We start from the raw sequence: 17,592 nt of genomic DNA, 5'->3' as shown, positions 1-17,592 counted from the left end.
CTCATGGCTTCAGGCGTACAGCGCCTGGTTTTCAACGGACGCACTCAGCTCACGCCAGCGATGGCAGCTCACCACGTGACGCGGCCCGGCCGGTTCGGTAGCCGGCTGGCTCTGCGCACAGGCGGGGCGCGCGTGCGGACAGCGATCGGCGAACGAGCAGCCGGGCGGCAGACGCGAGAGATCCGGCGGCGAGCCGGGGATACAGTGCAGCGCGTCGCCCTTTTTCAGCCCCTCTTTCGGCCGGCTGCCCAGCAGCACCTGGGTATAGGGATGGCGCGGACGATACAGAATCTCCTCAATCGACGCCTCTTCCACGATGCGTCCGGCGTACATTACCGCCACCCGGTCGGCGATCTCCACCGCCGCGCCGATATCGTGGGTCACAAAAATGATCGACAGATCGCGCTGCTTTTGCTGCTCGCGCAGCAGGATCAGGATCTGTATTTGCACCGTGGCATCGAGCGCGGTGGTTGGCTCATCCGCCAGCAGCAGCTGCGGGTTGCAGGAGAGCGCGAGGGCGATCATCGCCCGCTGGCGCATTCCGCCGGACATCTCGTGCGGGTAAGCATCCAGCCGCCGCTCGGGGCTCGGAATGCGTACCTGGCGCAGCGCCTCCAGCGCCCTTTCCCGCGCCGCCTGTCGCGACAGGCCTTCGTGGCGACGCAGCCCTTCGACAATCTGCTGGCCCACGGTATAGACCGGGTCGAAGGCCAGCAGCGGCTCCTGGAAAATCATCGCGCAGCGCGCGCCGCGGTAGCGCCGCAGCTGCCCGGCGCTCATCTTCAACACCTCCTCTTCCCCGACCCTCAGCGTGCCGGAAAGCACGCTGCTTTTTGGCGGATGCAGGCGCATCAGGGCGCGCAGGGTGACGCTTTTACCGGAGCCAGATTCGCCGATCAGCGCCATCACCTCGCCTTTTTGTACATCAAAGGAGACGCCGTTGACCGCGTTGACCGTCTGACCGTCGCGGCGAAACTCAACCCGCAGGTCGCGAATATGGACGTAAGCTTCATGCGACATGGCTCACCTCCTGAATGGCGATTTTTTGCTGCCAGGGCGACGCGGGCTGCGCCATAAGGCAGGCGCTCAGGTGCCCCTCGCCGACGCTTTCGAGCGTCGGTTTCACCTCCGCGCACACCGCTCTGGCATGCGGGCAGCGGGTATGAAAGCGGCAGCCGGAGGGCGGAGAAATCGGACTGGGCGGATCGCCGCTCAGCGGCGAGGTTAAGGTGCGATTATGCGGGTCCATCGACGGCATCGAGCTTAACAGCGCCCGGGTATAGGGGTGGGCCGAGGCGGTAAACAGCTGCTCCGCCGGGCCAATCTCCACCACCTCGCCGAGATACATGACCAGGATGCGGTCCGACAGCCAGCGCACCACGTGCAGATCGTGGCTGATAAATACATAGGTCAGCGCCAGCGTCCGCTTCAGCTCCTGCAACAGCTGCAGGACCTGAGCCTCTACCGATTTGTCCAGCGCTGAGACCGCCTCGTCGAGGATCACCAGCCTGGGCTTCATCGCCAGCGCGCGGGCGATATTCACGCGCTGGCGCTGACCGCCGGAGAGCGCGTGCGGATAGCGGTGCGCAAAACGTCCCGGCTCAAGGCCAACGTGCGCCAGCAGATAGCGGGCGTACTCGCTGGCCTCTTTGGCGCTGACGCCGTGTACCCGCTGACCGAAGGCAATGCTCTCTTCCATGGTCATGCGCGGGTTGAGTGAGGCGTAGCTATCCTGGAAAACCATCTGTACCTGGCGGCGATACGCTTTCATCGGCAGGCGCGATGAGCCCACTTCCAGGCCGTCAAAGATCAGCTCCCCGCTGTCCTGCTTAAGCAACTGCATCAGCAGCCGGGCGGTGGTCGATTTACCGCAGCCCGACTCCCCCACGACGCCGAGGGTTTCGCCTTTGATCACCGAAAAACTGACGTCATCCACCGCCTGTACCACTTCGCGCGCTTTGCCGCCGCCGGCGGGAAAATGCTTCAGCAGATTGTTAACCTTGAGCAGCGGCTGCGCCGGCCCGCCGAGGTCGATATTCGTAAAGGGTTGCATCGCTTACTCCTTAATCGCCATTGCCGCACGCAGGCGGTCCGCGAGGATATTGAACGAAATGGAGGTGATAAAAATCATCAGACCGGGCAGCGCCGCCACCCACGGCTGGGTATAAATCGCCGTGCGCAGGGTGTTCAGCATCAACCCCCACTCCGGCTCCGGTGGGCGAACCCCGAGGCCGAGAAATGAGAGCCCGGAGGCGAGGATCATGCACACCGAAATCAGGCCGGTGGAGAAGACGAAAATCGGCCCCAGCACGTTGCCCAGCACCTGGACGCGAATAATGGTGAACGCGCTGGCCCCGGTGGCCCGGGCGGCGTCGATGTAGTCCATATGCCGCACCTGCGCGGTGACGCTTTCGGCAATACGCGCCACCTGCGGCACGAACACCAGGGTCAGCGATAGCAGCGCGTTACCGATACCCGCGCCCAGCGCGCCGGAAAGCGCGATCGCCAGCAGCACCGAGGGGAAAGCATAAAATACGTCCACGGTGCGCATGATCAGGGTGTTGGTTTTGCCGCCCGCATAGCCGGCGATAATGCCGATGGCCCCGCCGATAAAAAAGGCCAACACCACCGGGACAATCCCCATAAACAGCGATAGCCTTGTGCCGAGAATCAGCCTTGATAGCATATCGCGCCCGAGCTCATCGGAGCCCAGCGGAAAGCCGTCAGTGCCGATCGGCTTGAGGCGTAAAAACATCGACGTTTGATACGGATCTTTAACGATCAGCCAGGGGCCGAACAGCGCCAGCGCCAGCAGAACGAGAATGATCGCGCCGACGAATACCCCGCCCGGGTCGCGCAGCAGGCGGCCAAACACGCCGCGCCAGTAGCCTTGCCTGGCAACCGTCCTGGCAGGGACGGCAATGCCTTTGGTCGTCACGGTATCCACCATCGTCAGCTCCTCTTAATTCGCGGGTCGAGACTGGTTTGCAGCATATCCACCAGCAGATTGAGCAGAACAAAGAACAGCGCCAGTACCCAGATGGTGCCCTGCAATAGCGGCAGGTCGCGCTGGAAAATGGCGGTGTTCAGCAGCAGGCCGGTGCCGGGCCAGGAGAAAACCGTCTCCACCAGAATCGAGCCGCCCATCAGATAGCCGACCTGCAGCCCCATCACCGCCAGCGCGGTCGGAGCGGCATTCTTCACCACGTGCAGAAAGATCCGCGATTCGTTGAGCCCCCGGGCGCGCAGGCCGACGATAAACTCCTGGCTGAGAATGTCCGCCACCTGTGAACGAACGGTGCGGGCGATGATGCCGGTCGGGATCACCGACAGCGTGAAGGCCGGCAGCAGCATGAACTGCAGGTGTTCCCAGTCCCACTGCCAGCCCACCTCGCCGATTGGCCCGCCGCCGGTTGCCGGTAGCAGCGCGAATTTGACGCTAAAAACGATAACCAGCAGCATCCCCAGCCAGTAGTGCGGCACGCTGACGCCGAATACCGACAGCACCGAGGCCAGGCGGTCAATAATGCTGTTACGAAAATAGCCGGCGACAAAACCAAACAGGCTACCCAGCACAAATCCGATCGCCGTCGCCAGCAGCGCCAGACGCAGAGAGTAGGTCACCGCCGTCATGACCTCGTCGATGACCGGACGGCCGGTGGCGACCGACATGCCCAAATCGCCGTGCAGCGCCCGCCATAGCCAGTGCACAAACTGCAGCGGCAGCGGTTTATCAAAGCCGTAGGCCTGCATTAAGGTCTGACGCAGCGATTCCGAGGCGTCCGGCGGCATCACCGACACCAGCGGGTCGCCCGGAGCTATCTGCACCAGCATAAAACAGATCACCGCGACCCCGAGCATGGTGGGGACGGCCAGCAGGATGCGATATAGCAGGGTATTGATCATCTCTTGCTCCCGAATCAATTACTCTTTTTTGCTCACCAGGCTAAGGTCGATAAACCAGCTTTGCGGCTGCACCACTCCGGTGACGGCAGGCGAAATCGCCCTTGGCCCGACATCGTGAGCGACGAACAGGAACGGCACCTGATCGACCAGCGCGGCGTGCAGTTCGCCCGCGGCTTTATCCATTTCAGCCGGGGTAAACGCGTGCTTTACCGCCGCCGCCAGCTTTTCGGTTTCCGGCGTCGAGAAATAGCCCCAGTTGGTCGCTACCGGCGGGAAGGCCTTCGCGGTGGAGAAGCGGATCATGCCGAAATAGGGATCGTTAACTGCGGCACTAACGTTGATCGCGTCGATCCCTTTCGCCGATGGATCTTTCGCCCCGAGACGCCAGTTGGTAAACAGGGTGTTCCATTCATTAACTTTAATGTCGACGTTAAAGAAGCAGCTTTTCAGGCTCTGCTGGATGTACTCGTTCATCGGCAGCGGCTGCATCTGCCCGGAACCGGAGGCCGAGGTGGCAACCGTGACGTGCAGCGGTTTACCGGCGCTATAGCCAGCTTCGGTCATCAGCTTGCGGGCGGTTTCAGGGTCATATTTGATCTGGAAAGTGGGCTTGCCGTGCCACGGGCTGTCGGCCTCGTAGACGCCGGTCGCTTCGGTCATATAGCCGCCGAGATAGCTTTTAAGCTCGGCGCGATTCAGGCACAGGTTGGCGGCTTTACGCACGCGAATATCTTTCCACGGCGATCCCTCTTCAAAGGAGAACTGCCACGGCCACAGGTGCGGCTGGGTGTTGGCATAGATTTTAAAACCCTGCGCTTTTATCTGATCGACCGCGTCCGGAGCCGGAGCTTCAATCCAGTCCACCTGCTTCGAGAGCAGCGCCGCGGTGCGGGCGTTAGCTTCCGGCAGCGGGATCAGCACCACTTTATCCACCCGTGGAATTCGTTCTTTGTTCCAGTAGTCGGGGTTCTTATCGAGGATCAGCTGCTGGCGGGGAACCAGTTTTTCCATTTTGAACGGGCCGCTGCCCACCGCATGGGCGGCGAACTCGGTCCATGCCTGTTTGCTGCGCGCCGCGGTATCGCCAGCGCTTGCCGGCACCGCGTCATACAGCTTTTGCCACGCGGTGGGCGAAACGATAAACAGATTGGTGATGTTGTAGGGCAGCAGCGCGTCAGGTTCGGCGGTGGTCAGCGCCACGGTATGGTCATCAATTTTCTCCGCGCCGGTCAGTGTCGGCATGCGCGAGAGAGTGTTGCCAATCTGGCCTGGCGCATACTGCGGCGCGGCTTTATTCAGTACCTTCTCCACGTTCCAGACGATGGCGTCGGCATTGACCTCCGAGCCATCGTGAAATTTAACCCCCGGGCGCAGGGTGAAAATCCAGCGGCTTTGATTTTGCGGGTCAACGTGCCACTCGGTTGCCAGTCCCGGCACCAGACCGCTGGGCTTTTCGCCTTGCGACAGATCCCATTCAACAAGGGCGTCGTAAAGCGGAATGCCGGTGAAACGGTTCCCTTCAAAACCCTGATCGGGCTGCCCGAGGGTCAAAGGAATATCGGCGGCAGTCATGGCGATCCGCAGAGTTGAGGCATGGGCCGACACGCTGGCAAACAACGCCAATGCCCCGCTAACAGCAACGGCGAGATGGCATCCAGGCGAAAATATTTTTTTCTTCAGCATCACATTGTCCCTGTTAAATAAAAGTCGCTAACTAACAGGCAAGATGCATACCAGTTCTGCAAGGGCGGGAAATAAGGACGAAACGGCGTATAAAATAAGGATGACTTATATTATCTCGATGATTTTCATTGAAAAATAGAATCAGCTTATCTTTTTGCACCACTGACGGGAAATGTGTTGCAGGATTGCACCAGCCTTACTTTCTTTTGAAAGGGATAATCACGTGGCGTTATTTTCTATAAATTAAATTCATAATATTCGGCAAATCATCAGTTTGAGGCGTTGTCTTCTATACTTTCTGATAAAGAGAAAGAGGGAGTCGCCATGCCGTTACCTGATTTTCACCGCTCCGAGCCGTTTACCCTTGGCATCGAGCTGGAGCTCCAGGTCGTCAACCCGCCGGGCTTCGATCTGAGCCAGGACTCTTCCGCACTTATTGATGAGGTCCAGGGCACGCTGAAAGCGGGCGAGGCCAAACATGACATCACCGAAAGCATGCTGGAAATCGCCACCGGCGTCTGTCGCGATATCCATCAGGCCACGGCGCAACTGAGCGCGATCCAACAGGCGGTGCTGCGTGCCGCCGCCCGCCATCATGTGCAAATCTGCGGCGGCGGAACGCATCCGTTTCAAAGCTGGCAGCGCCAGCAGATCAGCGATAACCCGCGCTACCTGAAAACCGTTAAGCACTTTGGTTACCTGGCGAAGCAGGCGACTATTTTCGGCCAGCACGTGCACGTGGGCTGTCAAAATGGCGATGATGCGATTTATCTTCTGCACGGCCTGTCGCGCTTCGTGCCGCATTTTATCGCGCTGAATGCGGCCTCTCCCTGGCTCGACGGGACCGATAGCGGCTTTGCCTGCTCGCGGCTTAATCTTTTTGCCGCTTATCCCGATAACGGCCCGATGCCGTGGGTCAATAACTGGCAGGCGTTTATCGGCCTGTTTCGTCGTCTTAGCTATACCAGCATGATTGATAGCATGAAGGATCTGCACTGGGATATCCGCCCCAGCCCGCGCTTTGGCACCGTTGAGGTACGAGTGATGGATACCCCGCTGACGATTACCCAGGCGGTAAATATCGCCGGGTTTATCCAGATTATTGCCTGCTGGCTGCTGACGGAACGGCCGTTTAAACATCAGCCCGAAGATTACCTGTTGTACCCCTTCAACCGCTATCAGGCCTGTCGCTATGGCCTGGACGGGATCAACACCGATGTGAACGGCGGCGAACAGCGAACCTTTCGCGAAGAAATTCTACGGCTGACGGATAAACTGGCGCCCAGCGCCCATAAGCTGAATGCCGGCAGCGCGCTGGAGGCGATTGTGCGCCAGGCGAAGCAGGCTCGCAGCGAGCCGCAGCAGATGCGCGAGTTCGTCGCCAACGGCGGTTCCTTAATCGGACTGGTGCAAAAGCACTGCGAGATCTGGACGGCATAGCGGCGGTAACAGGGTATACTGCACGCTTTCGTCGTCTGTCTGGAACTTGTCGTGCGCTTTTTCTCTCTTCTGCCGCTGCTACTGTTATCTTTGCCCGCCTTCGCCAGCGGGAAATGCTCGCTGACCGATCCATCGCTCACGCTGCAAAGCTATCGCGTCGATCCGCAGCGCGAGCGCATTGTGATGTACTGGCAAAAAGAGGACGGCAAAGCCTGGGGGTCGCTGCGCTCGCTGCTGGCGGATATCGACCGCAACGGGCAGGTGCAGATGGCGATGAACGGCGGAATTTATGATAAAGCCTACGCGCCGCTGGGGCTGTATATCGAGAAAGGCCGGCAGTTGATCCCGCTTAACCGCGCCTCCGGCGGCGGCAACTTTTTTATTCGTCCCGGCGGGGTGTTTTATCTGCGAGGGCAAAACGCGGGAATTGTCAGCATTGATAAATTCAAGCCGTCGCCAGCCATTCAATACGCCGTGCAGTCGGGGCCAATGCTAATTGAAAACGGCAAGATCAACTGGCGGCTGAAGCCGTCCGCCAGCTCGCGCAAGCTGCGTAACGGTGTGGGCATCACCGGCGATGGCAAAGTGGTATTTATGCTCAGCGAGCGCGAAACCAATTTCTACGATTTCGCCTGCTACGCGCAATCCAGGCTCAACGTGAGCCAGATGCTCTATCTCGACGGCACCATTTCGAAGATGTACCGGAAAGGCGGCAGCGTGCCGTGGCAGTACCATCCGTTCGTCACCATGATCGCGGTGGAGAGCAGATAGTCTTAATAACATCGTCTGCGGGGAGTAGCCCCCGGGAGATTTTTATGCCGCTGTGGATATGCCTCTGAAACGACGTGATATGCAGCGATGCCCTGGCCCCCGCTGAAATCGGCGAACCGTAGGGCCGAAGACAAGGGCTGGCCGCCAGGGATGGCGGACAGAGGCGAATCGAGACACGACAAAATTGCCTGGAGCAATTTTGAACAGCGCTTGCGCTGGCCCCGTAGGGGCGAGTCCCAGGGATGGGACGAGTAAGGTCGAGTTGAGCCGACCGCAGGCTGAGGTCCGGGAGGTGAGCGCAGTGCGTAGCACCGATTTCTTTGCGGGACCGCGGAGATTGTAAAGGGGGAGACGGTTTTCTCCCCCTTTACCCGTTCACCTACCGCGGTGAGACATTTTCTGCGGAATAATAGTGAACGGAACCCCTCAACACCGTCCCGGAGGCGGCGCTTGACGCGCCTGTCCGGGCTACCAGGTCCGGGCCACCTACATCCGGCGGTGCGCCCACTCGCGCAGGCGCTGGAACAGCACGTACAGCGACGGAATAAACAGAATGCCGATCGCCGTCGCCACCAGCATGCCGCTGAACACCGTGGTACCGATAATCCGCCGGCTCTGCGCCCCGGCGCCGGTGGCGAGCATCATCGGCACAATCCCGATGATAAAGGAGACCGCCGTCATCATCACCGCGCGGAAGCGACGGGTAGCCCCTTCGCGGGCGGCGTCGACGATCGACATCCCCTCTTCACGCTTCGCCCGGGCAAACTCGACGATCAAAATCGCGTTTTTCGCCGCCAGCGCGATCAGTAGCACCAGCCCTATCTGCACGTACACATCGTTGGCATAACCGGCCCACCATAGCCACAGCAGGGACCCGCCGATAGCGAACAGCACCGACAGCATCACGCTCGCCGGCAGCGTCCAGCTCTCATACTGGGCGACGAGAAACAGCCACGCCATCGCCACCGCCGCCAGCACGATCCATACCGCCTGGTTACCGGTCTGCTGCTCCTGCCACGAGATGCCGCTCCAGGCATAGTCATAACCGTGCGGCAGATTCGATTGTAAAATCTGCTCCATCACCGCCATCGCCGCCCGACTGCTGACGCCTTCAGCCGCCGAACCGCTTATCGATACCGACGGGAACTGGTTATATTGCTGAATAAACGGCGCGCCAACCGTTGGCGTAATCGTCACCAGATTACTCAGACGCACCCGCTCGCCGCTGTCGCTACGCACGTAAAGCTCGCTAATCTGCTCGGCCCGCTCGCGCCACTGCATCTCATTTTGCATCACCACGTGGTAGACACGATTATTGATGCTGAAATCGCCGGCGCGGGTGCCGCCAAACGCGGTCTGCAGGCTGCTGAAAATTCTTGCCACCGGTACGTTCAACCGGGCCGCCTGGTCGCGATCGACGGTGAGCGTCAGCTGCGGCACATTGCTGCTCCAGGTGGTAAAGACCCGGCTAAGCTGCGGATGCTGGTTGGCCATTCGCAGGATCTGATGGGTGACCTGCTCCAGCTCCGCCGGCGATTGTCCAGCCTGCGCCAGAATGCGTAAATCAAATCCGGAGGCGTTGCCCAGCCCCGGCAGCGTCGGCGGCGCAAAAGCCATAATCGTCGCTTCCGGCAGCCCCAGCAGCTGGCCCTGTAGTTTTTCCATCACCGCGTCCAGCGGCGGCCGCTGATGCCACTCTTTCAGCATCACGGAGATAAACCCGCCGTTCGAGGCGCTGGTGCCGTTGAGAATATTAAAACCGGACACCTGAATCACATCCTCAACCGCCGGGTTCCTCAACAGCAGCTCCCGCGCCTGGGCCATCACCGCCTCGGTACGCTCCAGCGAGGCGGCTTCTGGCAGCTGCACGCTGGCAAAGAAATAACCCTGATCTTCCTGCGGCAGAAAGCCTTTCGGCATTGTGGTAAAGCTCAATACCACCAGCCCTGCCGCGGCTACCGTCGCCGCCAGCGCCAGCCAGGGACGGCGATTCATGCCCCCGACCAGACGCCCGTAGCCGTCCCGCACCGTATCCAGGCCGCGGTTAAAGCCGCGCCAGATGGCGGCAGGCCGCTCCGGACGCGGACGCAGCAGCAGCGCGCACAGCGCAGGCGTCAGGGTCAGCGCCACCACGCTCGACAGCGTCACCGCCGTCGATAAGGTGACCGCAAACTGGCGATACAGCTCGCCAACGATCCCCGGCAGCATTGTCACCGGCACGAACACCGCCAGCAGCACCAGGGTCGTTGCGATCACCGGCCCGGCGATTTGCCGCAGCGCTTCGGCGGTTGCGGCGCCGCGATCAAGCCCCTCCGCCATTTTTGTTTCCACATTCTCCACCACCACGATAGCGTCATCTACCACCATCGTCAGGGCGAGGATAATCGCAAACAGACTCAGGGTATTGGCGCTGTAGCCCAGCGCGTAGAGCACCGCGAAGGTACCGATAAGCGACACCGGGATGGCCAGCGCGACTATCAGCGTCGCCCGCCAGCTCTGCAGGAACAGGGAGACCACCACCACCACCGCCAGCAGGGTCAGCGCCAGCGACACGCCGATCTCTTTGATCGTCGCCGCAACAAAGCGGGTAGTATCAAACTTCACCTCCCAGGTGAGATCCGCCGGGAAGCGCGCATGCAGCCGGGTCAGCTCGGCGCGTACCGCAGTAGCGACCTGCAGCGAGTTAGCGGTGGGCGTCGGGTAGATGCCGAGATAGGCGGAGTCTTTGCCGTTGAGCTGCGCGCCGGAGCTGTAGCTGCGAGCGCCCAGTTCAATAGTCGCCACGTCGGACAGGCGTACCAGCTGGCCGCGTTCGCCGCTGCGAACCACAATTTGTCCGAAACCGGCGGCATCGCTTAATCGCCCAATACCGTTGATGGTCAGCGTTTGCTGCTGGCCGTTAAACACCGGCGGCGTGCCTACCTGCCCCGCCGCGCCCTGCACGTTCTGCTCGCGCAGCGCAAGGGCAATATCGTCGGTCGTGATATTCAGCGCGTTCATGCGGTCGGGGCGCAGCCAGATGCGCATGCTGTAGTCGCGCGCGCCGAACATCTGCACTTCCCCGACGCCGGGAAGACGCGCCAGCGCCTCGCGCACCTGGGTGCTGGCGTAGTTGCTGACAAACAGCGGCGACAGGGTGCCGAGCGGAGAGTAGAGACTCACCCCCATCAGCAGGTTTGTCGCCCGCTTTCGCACCTGTACGCCGTTCTGCTGCACGTCGGCAGGCAGCTGCGCCACCGCCTGCGACACGCGGTTCTGCACGTCGATTGCGGCTAAATCGGCGTCGGTTCCGGCAGCAAAGGTCAGGCTCAGGCTGTAGGTCCCCTCATCGGAACTGGTGGACTCCATGTACAGCATATGATCGACGCCGTTGAGCTGGGTCTCCAGCGGCGCGGCAATAGCTTCCGCTACGTCCGCCGCGCTGGCGCCAGGCCAGCTGGCGCTAACGTTGATGACCGGCGGCGTAATCTGCGGATACTGCTCGACCGGGATCAGCTTTAGCGAGACCGCGCCGACAAAGGTCATCAGCAGGGCAATCACCATCGCAAAGCGCGGGCGTCGGATAAAAAATGTCAGCATCCCCTCTCCCTTATTCACTCAGCAACTGAATGGCCGCGCCGTCACGCAGGCGCTGGGCACCTTCCGTCACTACGCGCTCTCCCGCTTTCAGGCCATCCGCCACCACGAAGCTCTGGCCATGCTGACCGCCGGGCGCTAAACGGCGCATCGTCACGGTGTTGTTCGCCGTTACGACCCAGCAGTAAAAGCCCAGTGCATCCTGCTGTAGCGCAGAGGCCGGGATCATCGGGCTCTCCTTAAGTTGCTGCGGACGGAAGAAAACCGTGACGTTGCCGCCCGGCAGTAAACGGTGCTGCGGGTTAGCAAATTCAGCGCGCAGCGCCACGCTGGCGGTGCGGCTATCAATACGGTTATCAACGGAGGTCAGGACGCCGTCTTCACGCCGTCCATCCAACTCCACCTGCGCCAGCCACGCCTGCTTCATCGCGGCGATATCCGTGTGCTGCCCTGCTTTCGCGAAAAAGGCGGATTCATCGAGCGAGAACGCCACGCGAATCGGATCGAGCTGGACCACTTCAACCAGCACGCCGCTGGCGGGATTGACCAGGCTGCCGACGTGAAAAGGACTATGGCCGACGCGCCCGCTCACCGGCGAGGTAATGCGGGTATAGCCGAGCGTTATCTGCTGGGCGGTAATGCGCGCCTGCGCCTGCTCTACGGCGGCGGCGGCGACATCGCGCTGCATCTGCGCGGTATCCACGTCATGACGGCTGATTGAATGGTTATTTTTCAGCTGCTGATAGCGGCTCAACAGCTGCTGGGCCTGGCGCAGGGAAGCCTGCGCGCTTTTCAGTTCGGCCTGTGCGAGCGCCAGCGCGGCTTTCGGCTGGGCGTCATCCAGCGTAAATAGCGGCTCGCCTTTTTTGACGTACTGCCCATCCTGGAAATGGCGCTGCACGATCGTCCCTTCGGTACGGGCGCGAACGTCGACGGCGTGAATGGCCTCAACGCGGCCGGAGATTTGCCGTTCATCGGCATGCGGCGCTTGTTCAACGGTGGCAACGCGCACCGGAATAGCCGGCGCGGCGGCGGCGATAAGCGCGTAGCCTGCCAGGCCGCAGGCCAGCAGGGCGGAGCGGATGATCTTGTTCATGGGGAATTCCTTACGACGATGCGGCGTCCCTTCCCCGCAGGAGAAGGGACGCCGGACGGGTCAGACACGCTACGCGGCTTTGCGGAAACGACGAGTCAGGCGCTTCTCAACTTCCACCACCAGGAACATCGCGATACCGATGACCAGGGTGATGAACCAGTAGCGCAGCGGCAGCCCTTCGGTGCCAAACATCGTCTGCATCACCGGTACGTAGATGATGACCAGCTGCATCAGCAGCAGCACGCCGCTCACCAGCCAGATGCCTTTGTTACGCAGAAGCCCCATATTCAGCGAGAAGCTGTCGCTGCTGCGGCAGTTAATCATGTAGACCCACTGCGCGGTGACCAGCATCTGCAGCAGGACGGTGCGGATAAACTCCGGGCTGTGGCCGCGCGGCGCCAGCCAGGCTTCAAGAATAAAGGCGGCGACGGCGATCATCGTGCCGACGAAGGCGACGCGCCAGACGGCGAAGGCATCCATGACGTGCTGGCCGGTTTTACGCGGCGGTCGGTTCATGGCGTTGCGCTCGGCGGCTTCAAACGCGAGGCCAAAGGAGAGCGTGGCGGAGGTGGCCATGTTCATCCACAAAATCAGTACCGGCGTCAGCGGGATAATGTTCCCCGCCAGCAGGGCGATGATAATCAACAGCCCCTGCGCCAGGTTGGTCGGCATGATGAACAGAATGGTCTTTTTCAGGTTATCGTAGACCCGGCGCCCCTCTTTGACCGAGCTGGCAATAGTGGCAAAGTTGTCATCGGTCAGGACCATATCGGCGGCCTCTTTGGTCACCTCAGTGCCCTTAATGCCCATGGCGATCCCGACGTCGGCCTGACGCAGCGCCGGAGCGTCATTGACGCCATCGCCGGTCATGCCAACCACTTCACCGTTATCCTGCAGCGCTTTCACCAGGCGCAGCTTGTGCTCCGGGCTGGTGCGGGCAAAGATATCGAACTCCACGGCGGCTTTCGCCAGCTCGGCGTCATCCATGTGCTCCAGCTGGTAGCCGGTCATCGCCTGGCTGCTGTTGGTGATCCCCAACATCTGGCCAATGCTCATCGCCGTCTGCGGGTGGTCGCCAGTAATCATCTTCACGCGGATCCCCGCGTTCTGGCAGGCGTGGATAGCGTCGATCGCTTCCGGACGCGGCGGGTCCATCATTCCGGCAATGCCGAGGAACACCAGCCCTTCGCGCAGATCGTCGTGGGTCAGCGTGGTGCTGCCGACGTCAGCCGGTTTGTAGGCGGCGGCGACCATACGCAGGCCCTGGCGGGCAAAGCGCGCCATCTCCTCTTCCCAGTACTGCGGCTCAAACGGCACCGCCCCCTGCTTGCTCATCTGCTGGCGGCACAGGGCAAAAATCACGTCCGGCGCGCCGGTAATCAGCACCTGCTCGACGTCGCCCATTTTCTGGTGGGTCGCCATGTACTTGTACTGCGAGTCGAACGGGATTTTCGCGACCAGGCGGGCATCGACGGGCTCCAGCCGCGCTTTCGCCGCCAGCACCTTCAGCGCGCCTTCGGTTGGCCCGCCGGTAATGCCCCACAGGCCGCGCTCGTCCTGAATCATCTGGCTGTCGTTACACAGATCGATGGTGCGCAAATAGGTTTCCAGCACGCTGCCCGGTTTAATTTGCACCGGCTCGTTGCTGCCTTCCAGGCAGATGTTACCCTGCGGCTCGTAGCTGTCGCCTTCGACGCGGTAGCAGCAGTCGGCGGTGATGATCGCTTTAACGGTCATCTCGTTCATCGTCAGGGTGCCGGTTTTATCCGAGCACACCACGGTCATGGCGCCCAGGGTTTCCACCGTCGGCAGTTTGCGGATAATCGCCCGCTGACGCGCCATTGCCTGTACGCCCAGAGAGAGAATAATCGAGATAATCGCCGGTAAGCCTTCCGGCACGGCGGCCACCGCCAGGCTAATCAGGGAGAGCAGCAGCTCGCCGAGAGGAATATCGCGCAGCGCCAGGCTGAAGACGAACAGCGCAGCCATCATCGCCAGGATGATAACGAAGATCGCTTTACCGAGCTTATCCATCTGCACCAGCAGCGGCGTACGGTGCTTTTCAATGCCCGCCATCATCTGGTTGATGTGGCCGAGTTCGGTATCCTGGCCGGTTGCGGTCACCACGCCAACGCCGCCGCCGGCGCTGATGGTCGTGCCGGAGAAGAGCATATTGGTACGGTCGCCCAGCGGCAGTTCGCCTTCCAGCGCGTCGGTGGTTTTATCCACCACCGTCGACTCGCCGGTCAGAATGGCTTCTTCAACCCGCAGATTATGGCTCTCAATCAGGCGCATATCGGCAGGCACGCGGTCGCCCGCGCGCAGAATCACAATATCGCCCGGCACCAGGTCGCGGGTCGGGATGGTTTCGTGTTTACCGCTGCGCTGCACGCGCGCGTCGCTGGAGAGCATATTGCGGATGCCCTGTAGCGATTTTTCGGCATTGCTCTCCTGGATATGGCCGATCAGGGCGTTGATCACCGTGACGCCAAGAATGACAAGGGTATCGACCCAGTGCCCCATAACCGCGGTGAGCGCGGCGGCGGCCAGCAGGACAAAAATCAGGACGTCGTTAAAGTGGGCAAGGAAGCGCAGCCAGGCTGGCTTGCCTTTTTTCTCCGGCAAGGCGTTCGGGCCGAAGGTCTGCAAACGCTCGGCGGCTTCAGCGGCGCTGAGCCCGTCGACATGGCTTTTTTTCTGCGCCAGCACCGCATCAACCGTCTGCTGATATGCCCGGCGTGGCGCGACATCCCCTGAGGGGGTGGTATTATTAGTTTTGATCATTTTGGTCAAAATATATCTCCCTTAAAATTCCGTGAGGCGGAAAGCCTGGAATCATTCCGGGCCAATGAGAAAAATTTTAAACAGGCGGGAGATAATTTGAGCTTGCGCAATATTTAATCTCTCGCAAATACAAAATTTATGGTAAGTTAATTCTATAGAACAACTATTGCAGAATATTAATAAACCTAAACTAAACGAGGTCTACTATGTTTGGAATCTATCGCGGACGCCGCCTGGTGCTGTACATTCTGCTGGCCATTATTATCGCTACTCTGGTGGGATATAGCACCTATACTTTTGTAAAAGCGCTGGCTTAATAATGACGTTAATTTACATTAAAGCGTAATTAACTTAATCACAAATAAGCCCAAAATAATTAACAAAGAAATGAGTGAGAACGTTTAAATATAATACTTAAAGCGTATTTTAATTGCGTACGAAACGATATTGCATTGATTCCCTTTTTACCGGACAATATGTTTTTAACTGATGATTAACAAATAATGAAACATCCGCTAGAAACGCTCATGAGTGCCGCCGGCATTCTCCTGCTGGCTTTACTCTCCTGTCTGCTGCTGCCGGCGCCCTCGCTGGGTCTAACGCTGGCGCAGAAGCTGGTGGCGACGTTCCATCTGATGGATCTCAACCAGCTTTATACGCTGATCTTTTGCCTGTGGTTTTTAGCGCTGGGCGCCATCGAGTATCTGGCGCTGCGCTGGGTCTGGCGTCGCTGGTTCTCTCTTGAGCGCTAATCCGCTCAGGTCGCGCATACCGTTGATCAGGCCTTCGCACCAGGCGACATAATCGTGGCCGCTCGAGGAGGGATGAAAGCTCACCTTATATCCCTTCTCGCTCAGTACCCGCTCGAACTCAAGCGTATTGGCATAAATACCGCCGTCCGACCCGCGGGTCTCAAATCTTCCCGCCTGTAGCCAGAAACGGACCGGATAGCGCGGCGAGTGCTGATACTGTCGGGTCAGCCAGCTGGCTTCTTCCCCTTTCGGCGCCCACCAGTACGACCCGGACAGGCTCAGTACGTTGCCAAACTGCCGGGGATAGCGCAGCGCCACCCAGGACGCGGCCAGCCCGCCGTAGCTGGATCCTGCAACCACGGTTTTTTGCCGGGTCAGGCTGAGCCCCTGGCGGTTCAGCCAGGGCAGCAGCTCATGGGCCATAAAATCGGCAAAGTGCGGATTTGGCGGCAGCTCCTTTGCCCGCCGCGGATGATCGAGGCTATCGATAAACACCACGTTAATCGGCGGTAGCCTGTGGCTGGCGATCAGGGCGTCCAGCACGTTGGCGAAGCGGTATTCGTCCTGGTAAGTTTTACCGTCAAAGAGCAGCAGGGTCCAGCGCGCGGGCTGCGGCAAACGTGGGCGATAAATCATGACTTCACGCGCGTTTTGCAAAAAGTCGCTGCGCAGCTGATGGCGGGTCAGCGTCCCGTAGCGTAGCGGCTGCGCCATCCGCGGCGCCGAGCAAAAACGCGCGGGGTTAAGAGCCAGCAGGGAGTAGCGACTCCAGCGGTCGTGGGCGGCATTGACGCTATTCGGGTTTAGCGGGTCGGCCTGGGCGCTGACCAGAATAGCCCGCCGCTGCTCGCGCGCGCCGCCGGCTACCTGCGGCACATCCGGGGCGAGCTTATACTGCATTAAGGTATCGGCAGGTACGACGTAGCTACGAAACCAGACGTCAGAATCACCGAGACGAAACAGCGGATCGTGATCCCCCGCCGGCGAACCCAGAATAAACACGTTGCGGCTCGCTCCGCGCCACAAGAAGGTCACCCGCTTATGGCTGGCGTCCACCGATTCCACCATGGGCGTTCCCTCCAGTTCACGCTCCCGCCAGAAAGTCGCCGTTGAGCCTCCCGCCGCCAGTTCCTTCTTCAGCAGCTGCAGGCGCGGGCTGACCGGGTCCAGCGTCTGGATTTTGGCCAGCGCGGTGGTTTCCCGCATCTGCCACTGAAAACGCCAGCGGGCTCCTTCTTCACCGTGGAGCACCAGCGAGGAGGCGCGGTTTACCGGCAGAGAAAATAGCAGGGTTTGCTCGCCGTCCGCCGGGCCGCCCGCCAGCAGCGTGCGCAGACGGCGGTTATGTTCATCCAGCAGTCGGGCATCGGTAACGCCGGAGAGCGTCGCCGCGACGTAGTTCTCTCCTAGCCTGGGCAAGTCAAAACAGACCTCACCGCTGGCGTCGAACTTCCCCTCCAGATCTCCCTGTAACGAAGGGGATTCACAGTTCATCGCCGCCGCCGGTAAAGCACTTAACCCCAGCAGCAGACCGCTCCACGCCGTTTTCATTGCCCGATAGTTCCTTGTAAGAATTTGTTAATA

12 protein-coding genes are annotated in these 17,592 nt (G+C 60.3%); 3 read left to right on the top strand and 9 right to left on the bottom strand.

Annotation, left to right across the window (positions count from 1 at the left end):
* Positions 1 to 9: 9 nt before the first annotated feature.
* The 5 genes from K2184_RS23855 to K2184_RS23835 are packed head-to-tail and all read right to left on the bottom strand — an operon-like array spanning position 10 to position 5,589.
* On the bottom strand, positions 10 to 1,020 hold the full coding sequence (locus K2184_RS23855; protein WP_023329413.1) for an ABC transporter ATP-binding protein: 1,011 nt from the start codon (positions 1,018 to 1,020) through the stop codon (positions 10 to 12).
* A complete protein-coding gene (locus K2184_RS23850) occupies positions 1,010 to 2,053 on the bottom strand; it encodes an ABC transporter ATP-binding protein (protein WP_004111184.1) in 1,044 nt (347 codons plus the stop codon). The genes K2184_RS23855 and K2184_RS23850 overlap by 11 nt, the downstream gene beginning before the upstream one ends.
* Before the next feature lie 3 nt (positions 2,054 to 2,056).
* Positions 2,057 to 2,950, bottom strand: coding sequence for an ABC transporter permease (locus tag K2184_RS23845; protein ID WP_016809132.1), 894 nt, complete (start codon positions 2,948 to 2,950; stop codon positions 2,057 to 2,059).
* 2 nt (positions 2,951 to 2,952) lie between these two features.
* Positions 2,953 to 3,906, bottom strand: coding sequence for an ABC transporter permease (locus tag K2184_RS23840; protein ID WP_004111182.1), 954 nt, complete (start codon positions 3,904 to 3,906; stop codon positions 2,953 to 2,955).
* A gap of 18 nt (positions 3,907 to 3,924) precedes the next feature.
* Positions 3,925 to 5,589 (bottom strand): ABC transporter substrate-binding protein, encoded by a 1,665-nt coding sequence (locus K2184_RS23835; protein WP_004111180.1) that lies wholly within the window; start codon positions 5,587 to 5,589, stop codon positions 3,925 to 3,927.
* Positions 5,590 to 5,913: 324 nt separating this feature from the next.
* Between K2184_RS23835 and K2184_RS23830 the strand changes: the two genes are divergently transcribed.
* Both K2184_RS23830 and K2184_RS23825 read left to right on the top strand, forming a co-directional pair.
* A complete protein-coding gene (locus K2184_RS23830; RefSeq protein WP_163524693.1) occupies positions 5,914 to 7,029 on the top strand; it encodes a YbdK family carboxylate-amine ligase in 1,116 nt (371 codons plus the stop codon).
* A 51-nt stretch (positions 7,030 to 7,080) separates the two neighbouring features.
* Positions 7,081 to 7,800, top strand: a complete 720-nt coding sequence (locus K2184_RS23825; RefSeq protein WP_163524691.1) for a phosphodiester glycosidase family protein — start codon at positions 7,081 to 7,083, stop codon at positions 7,798 to 7,800.
* 486 nt (positions 7,801 to 8,286) lie between these two features.
* On the opposite strand, the gene K2184_RS23820 is transcribed toward K2184_RS23825, so the two are convergent.
* The 3 genes from K2184_RS23820 to K2184_RS23810 all read right to left on the bottom strand — a co-directional run bounded on the left by K2184_RS23820 (position 8,287) and on the right by K2184_RS23810 (position 15,256).
* A complete protein-coding gene (locus K2184_RS23820) occupies positions 8,287 to 11,379 on the bottom strand; it encodes an efflux RND transporter permease subunit (RefSeq protein WP_163524689.1) in 3,093 nt (1,030 codons plus the stop codon).
* 10 nt (positions 11,380 to 11,389) lie between these two features.
* Entirely contained in the window at positions 11,390 to 12,472 is a 1,083-nt protein-coding gene (locus K2184_RS23815) for an efflux RND transporter periplasmic adaptor subunit (protein WP_023329409.1), read from the bottom strand.
* 69 nt (positions 12,473 to 12,541) lie between these two features.
* Positions 12,542 to 15,256, bottom strand: a complete 2,715-nt coding sequence (locus K2184_RS23810; RefSeq protein ID WP_094298950.1) for a cation-transporting P-type ATPase — start codon at positions 15,254 to 15,256, stop codon at positions 12,542 to 12,544.
* Positions 15,257 to 15,759: 503 nt separating this feature from the next.
* On the opposite strand from K2184_RS23810, the gene K2184_RS23805 reads away from it, so the two are divergent.
* Positions 15,760 to 16,008 (top strand): DUF1158 domain-containing protein, encoded by a 249-nt coding sequence (locus K2184_RS23805; protein WP_004100000.1) that lies wholly within the window; start codon positions 15,760 to 15,762, stop codon positions 16,006 to 16,008.
* Here K2184_RS23805 and K2184_RS23800 read toward each other — a convergent pair.
* Positions 15,937 to 17,559: an alpha/beta hydrolase-fold protein gene (locus tag K2184_RS23800; protein WP_163524686.1), complete on the bottom strand. Its 1,623-nt coding sequence runs from the start codon at positions 17,557 to 17,559 to the stop codon at positions 15,937 to 15,939. The genes K2184_RS23805 and K2184_RS23800 overlap by 72 nt on opposite strands.
* Positions 17,560 to 17,592: the final 33 nt, after the last annotated feature.

The sequence above is a fragment of the Klebsiella sp. K5-306 genome (genome assembly GCF_051835185.1).
GTDB classification, from domain to species: Bacteria; Pseudomonadota; Gammaproteobacteria; order Enterobacterales; family Enterobacteriaceae; genus Klebsiella; species Klebsiella oxytoca.
The sequence above is the reverse complement of the archived record's forward strand: the minus strand, read 5'-3'. Positions and strand labels throughout refer to the sequence as shown.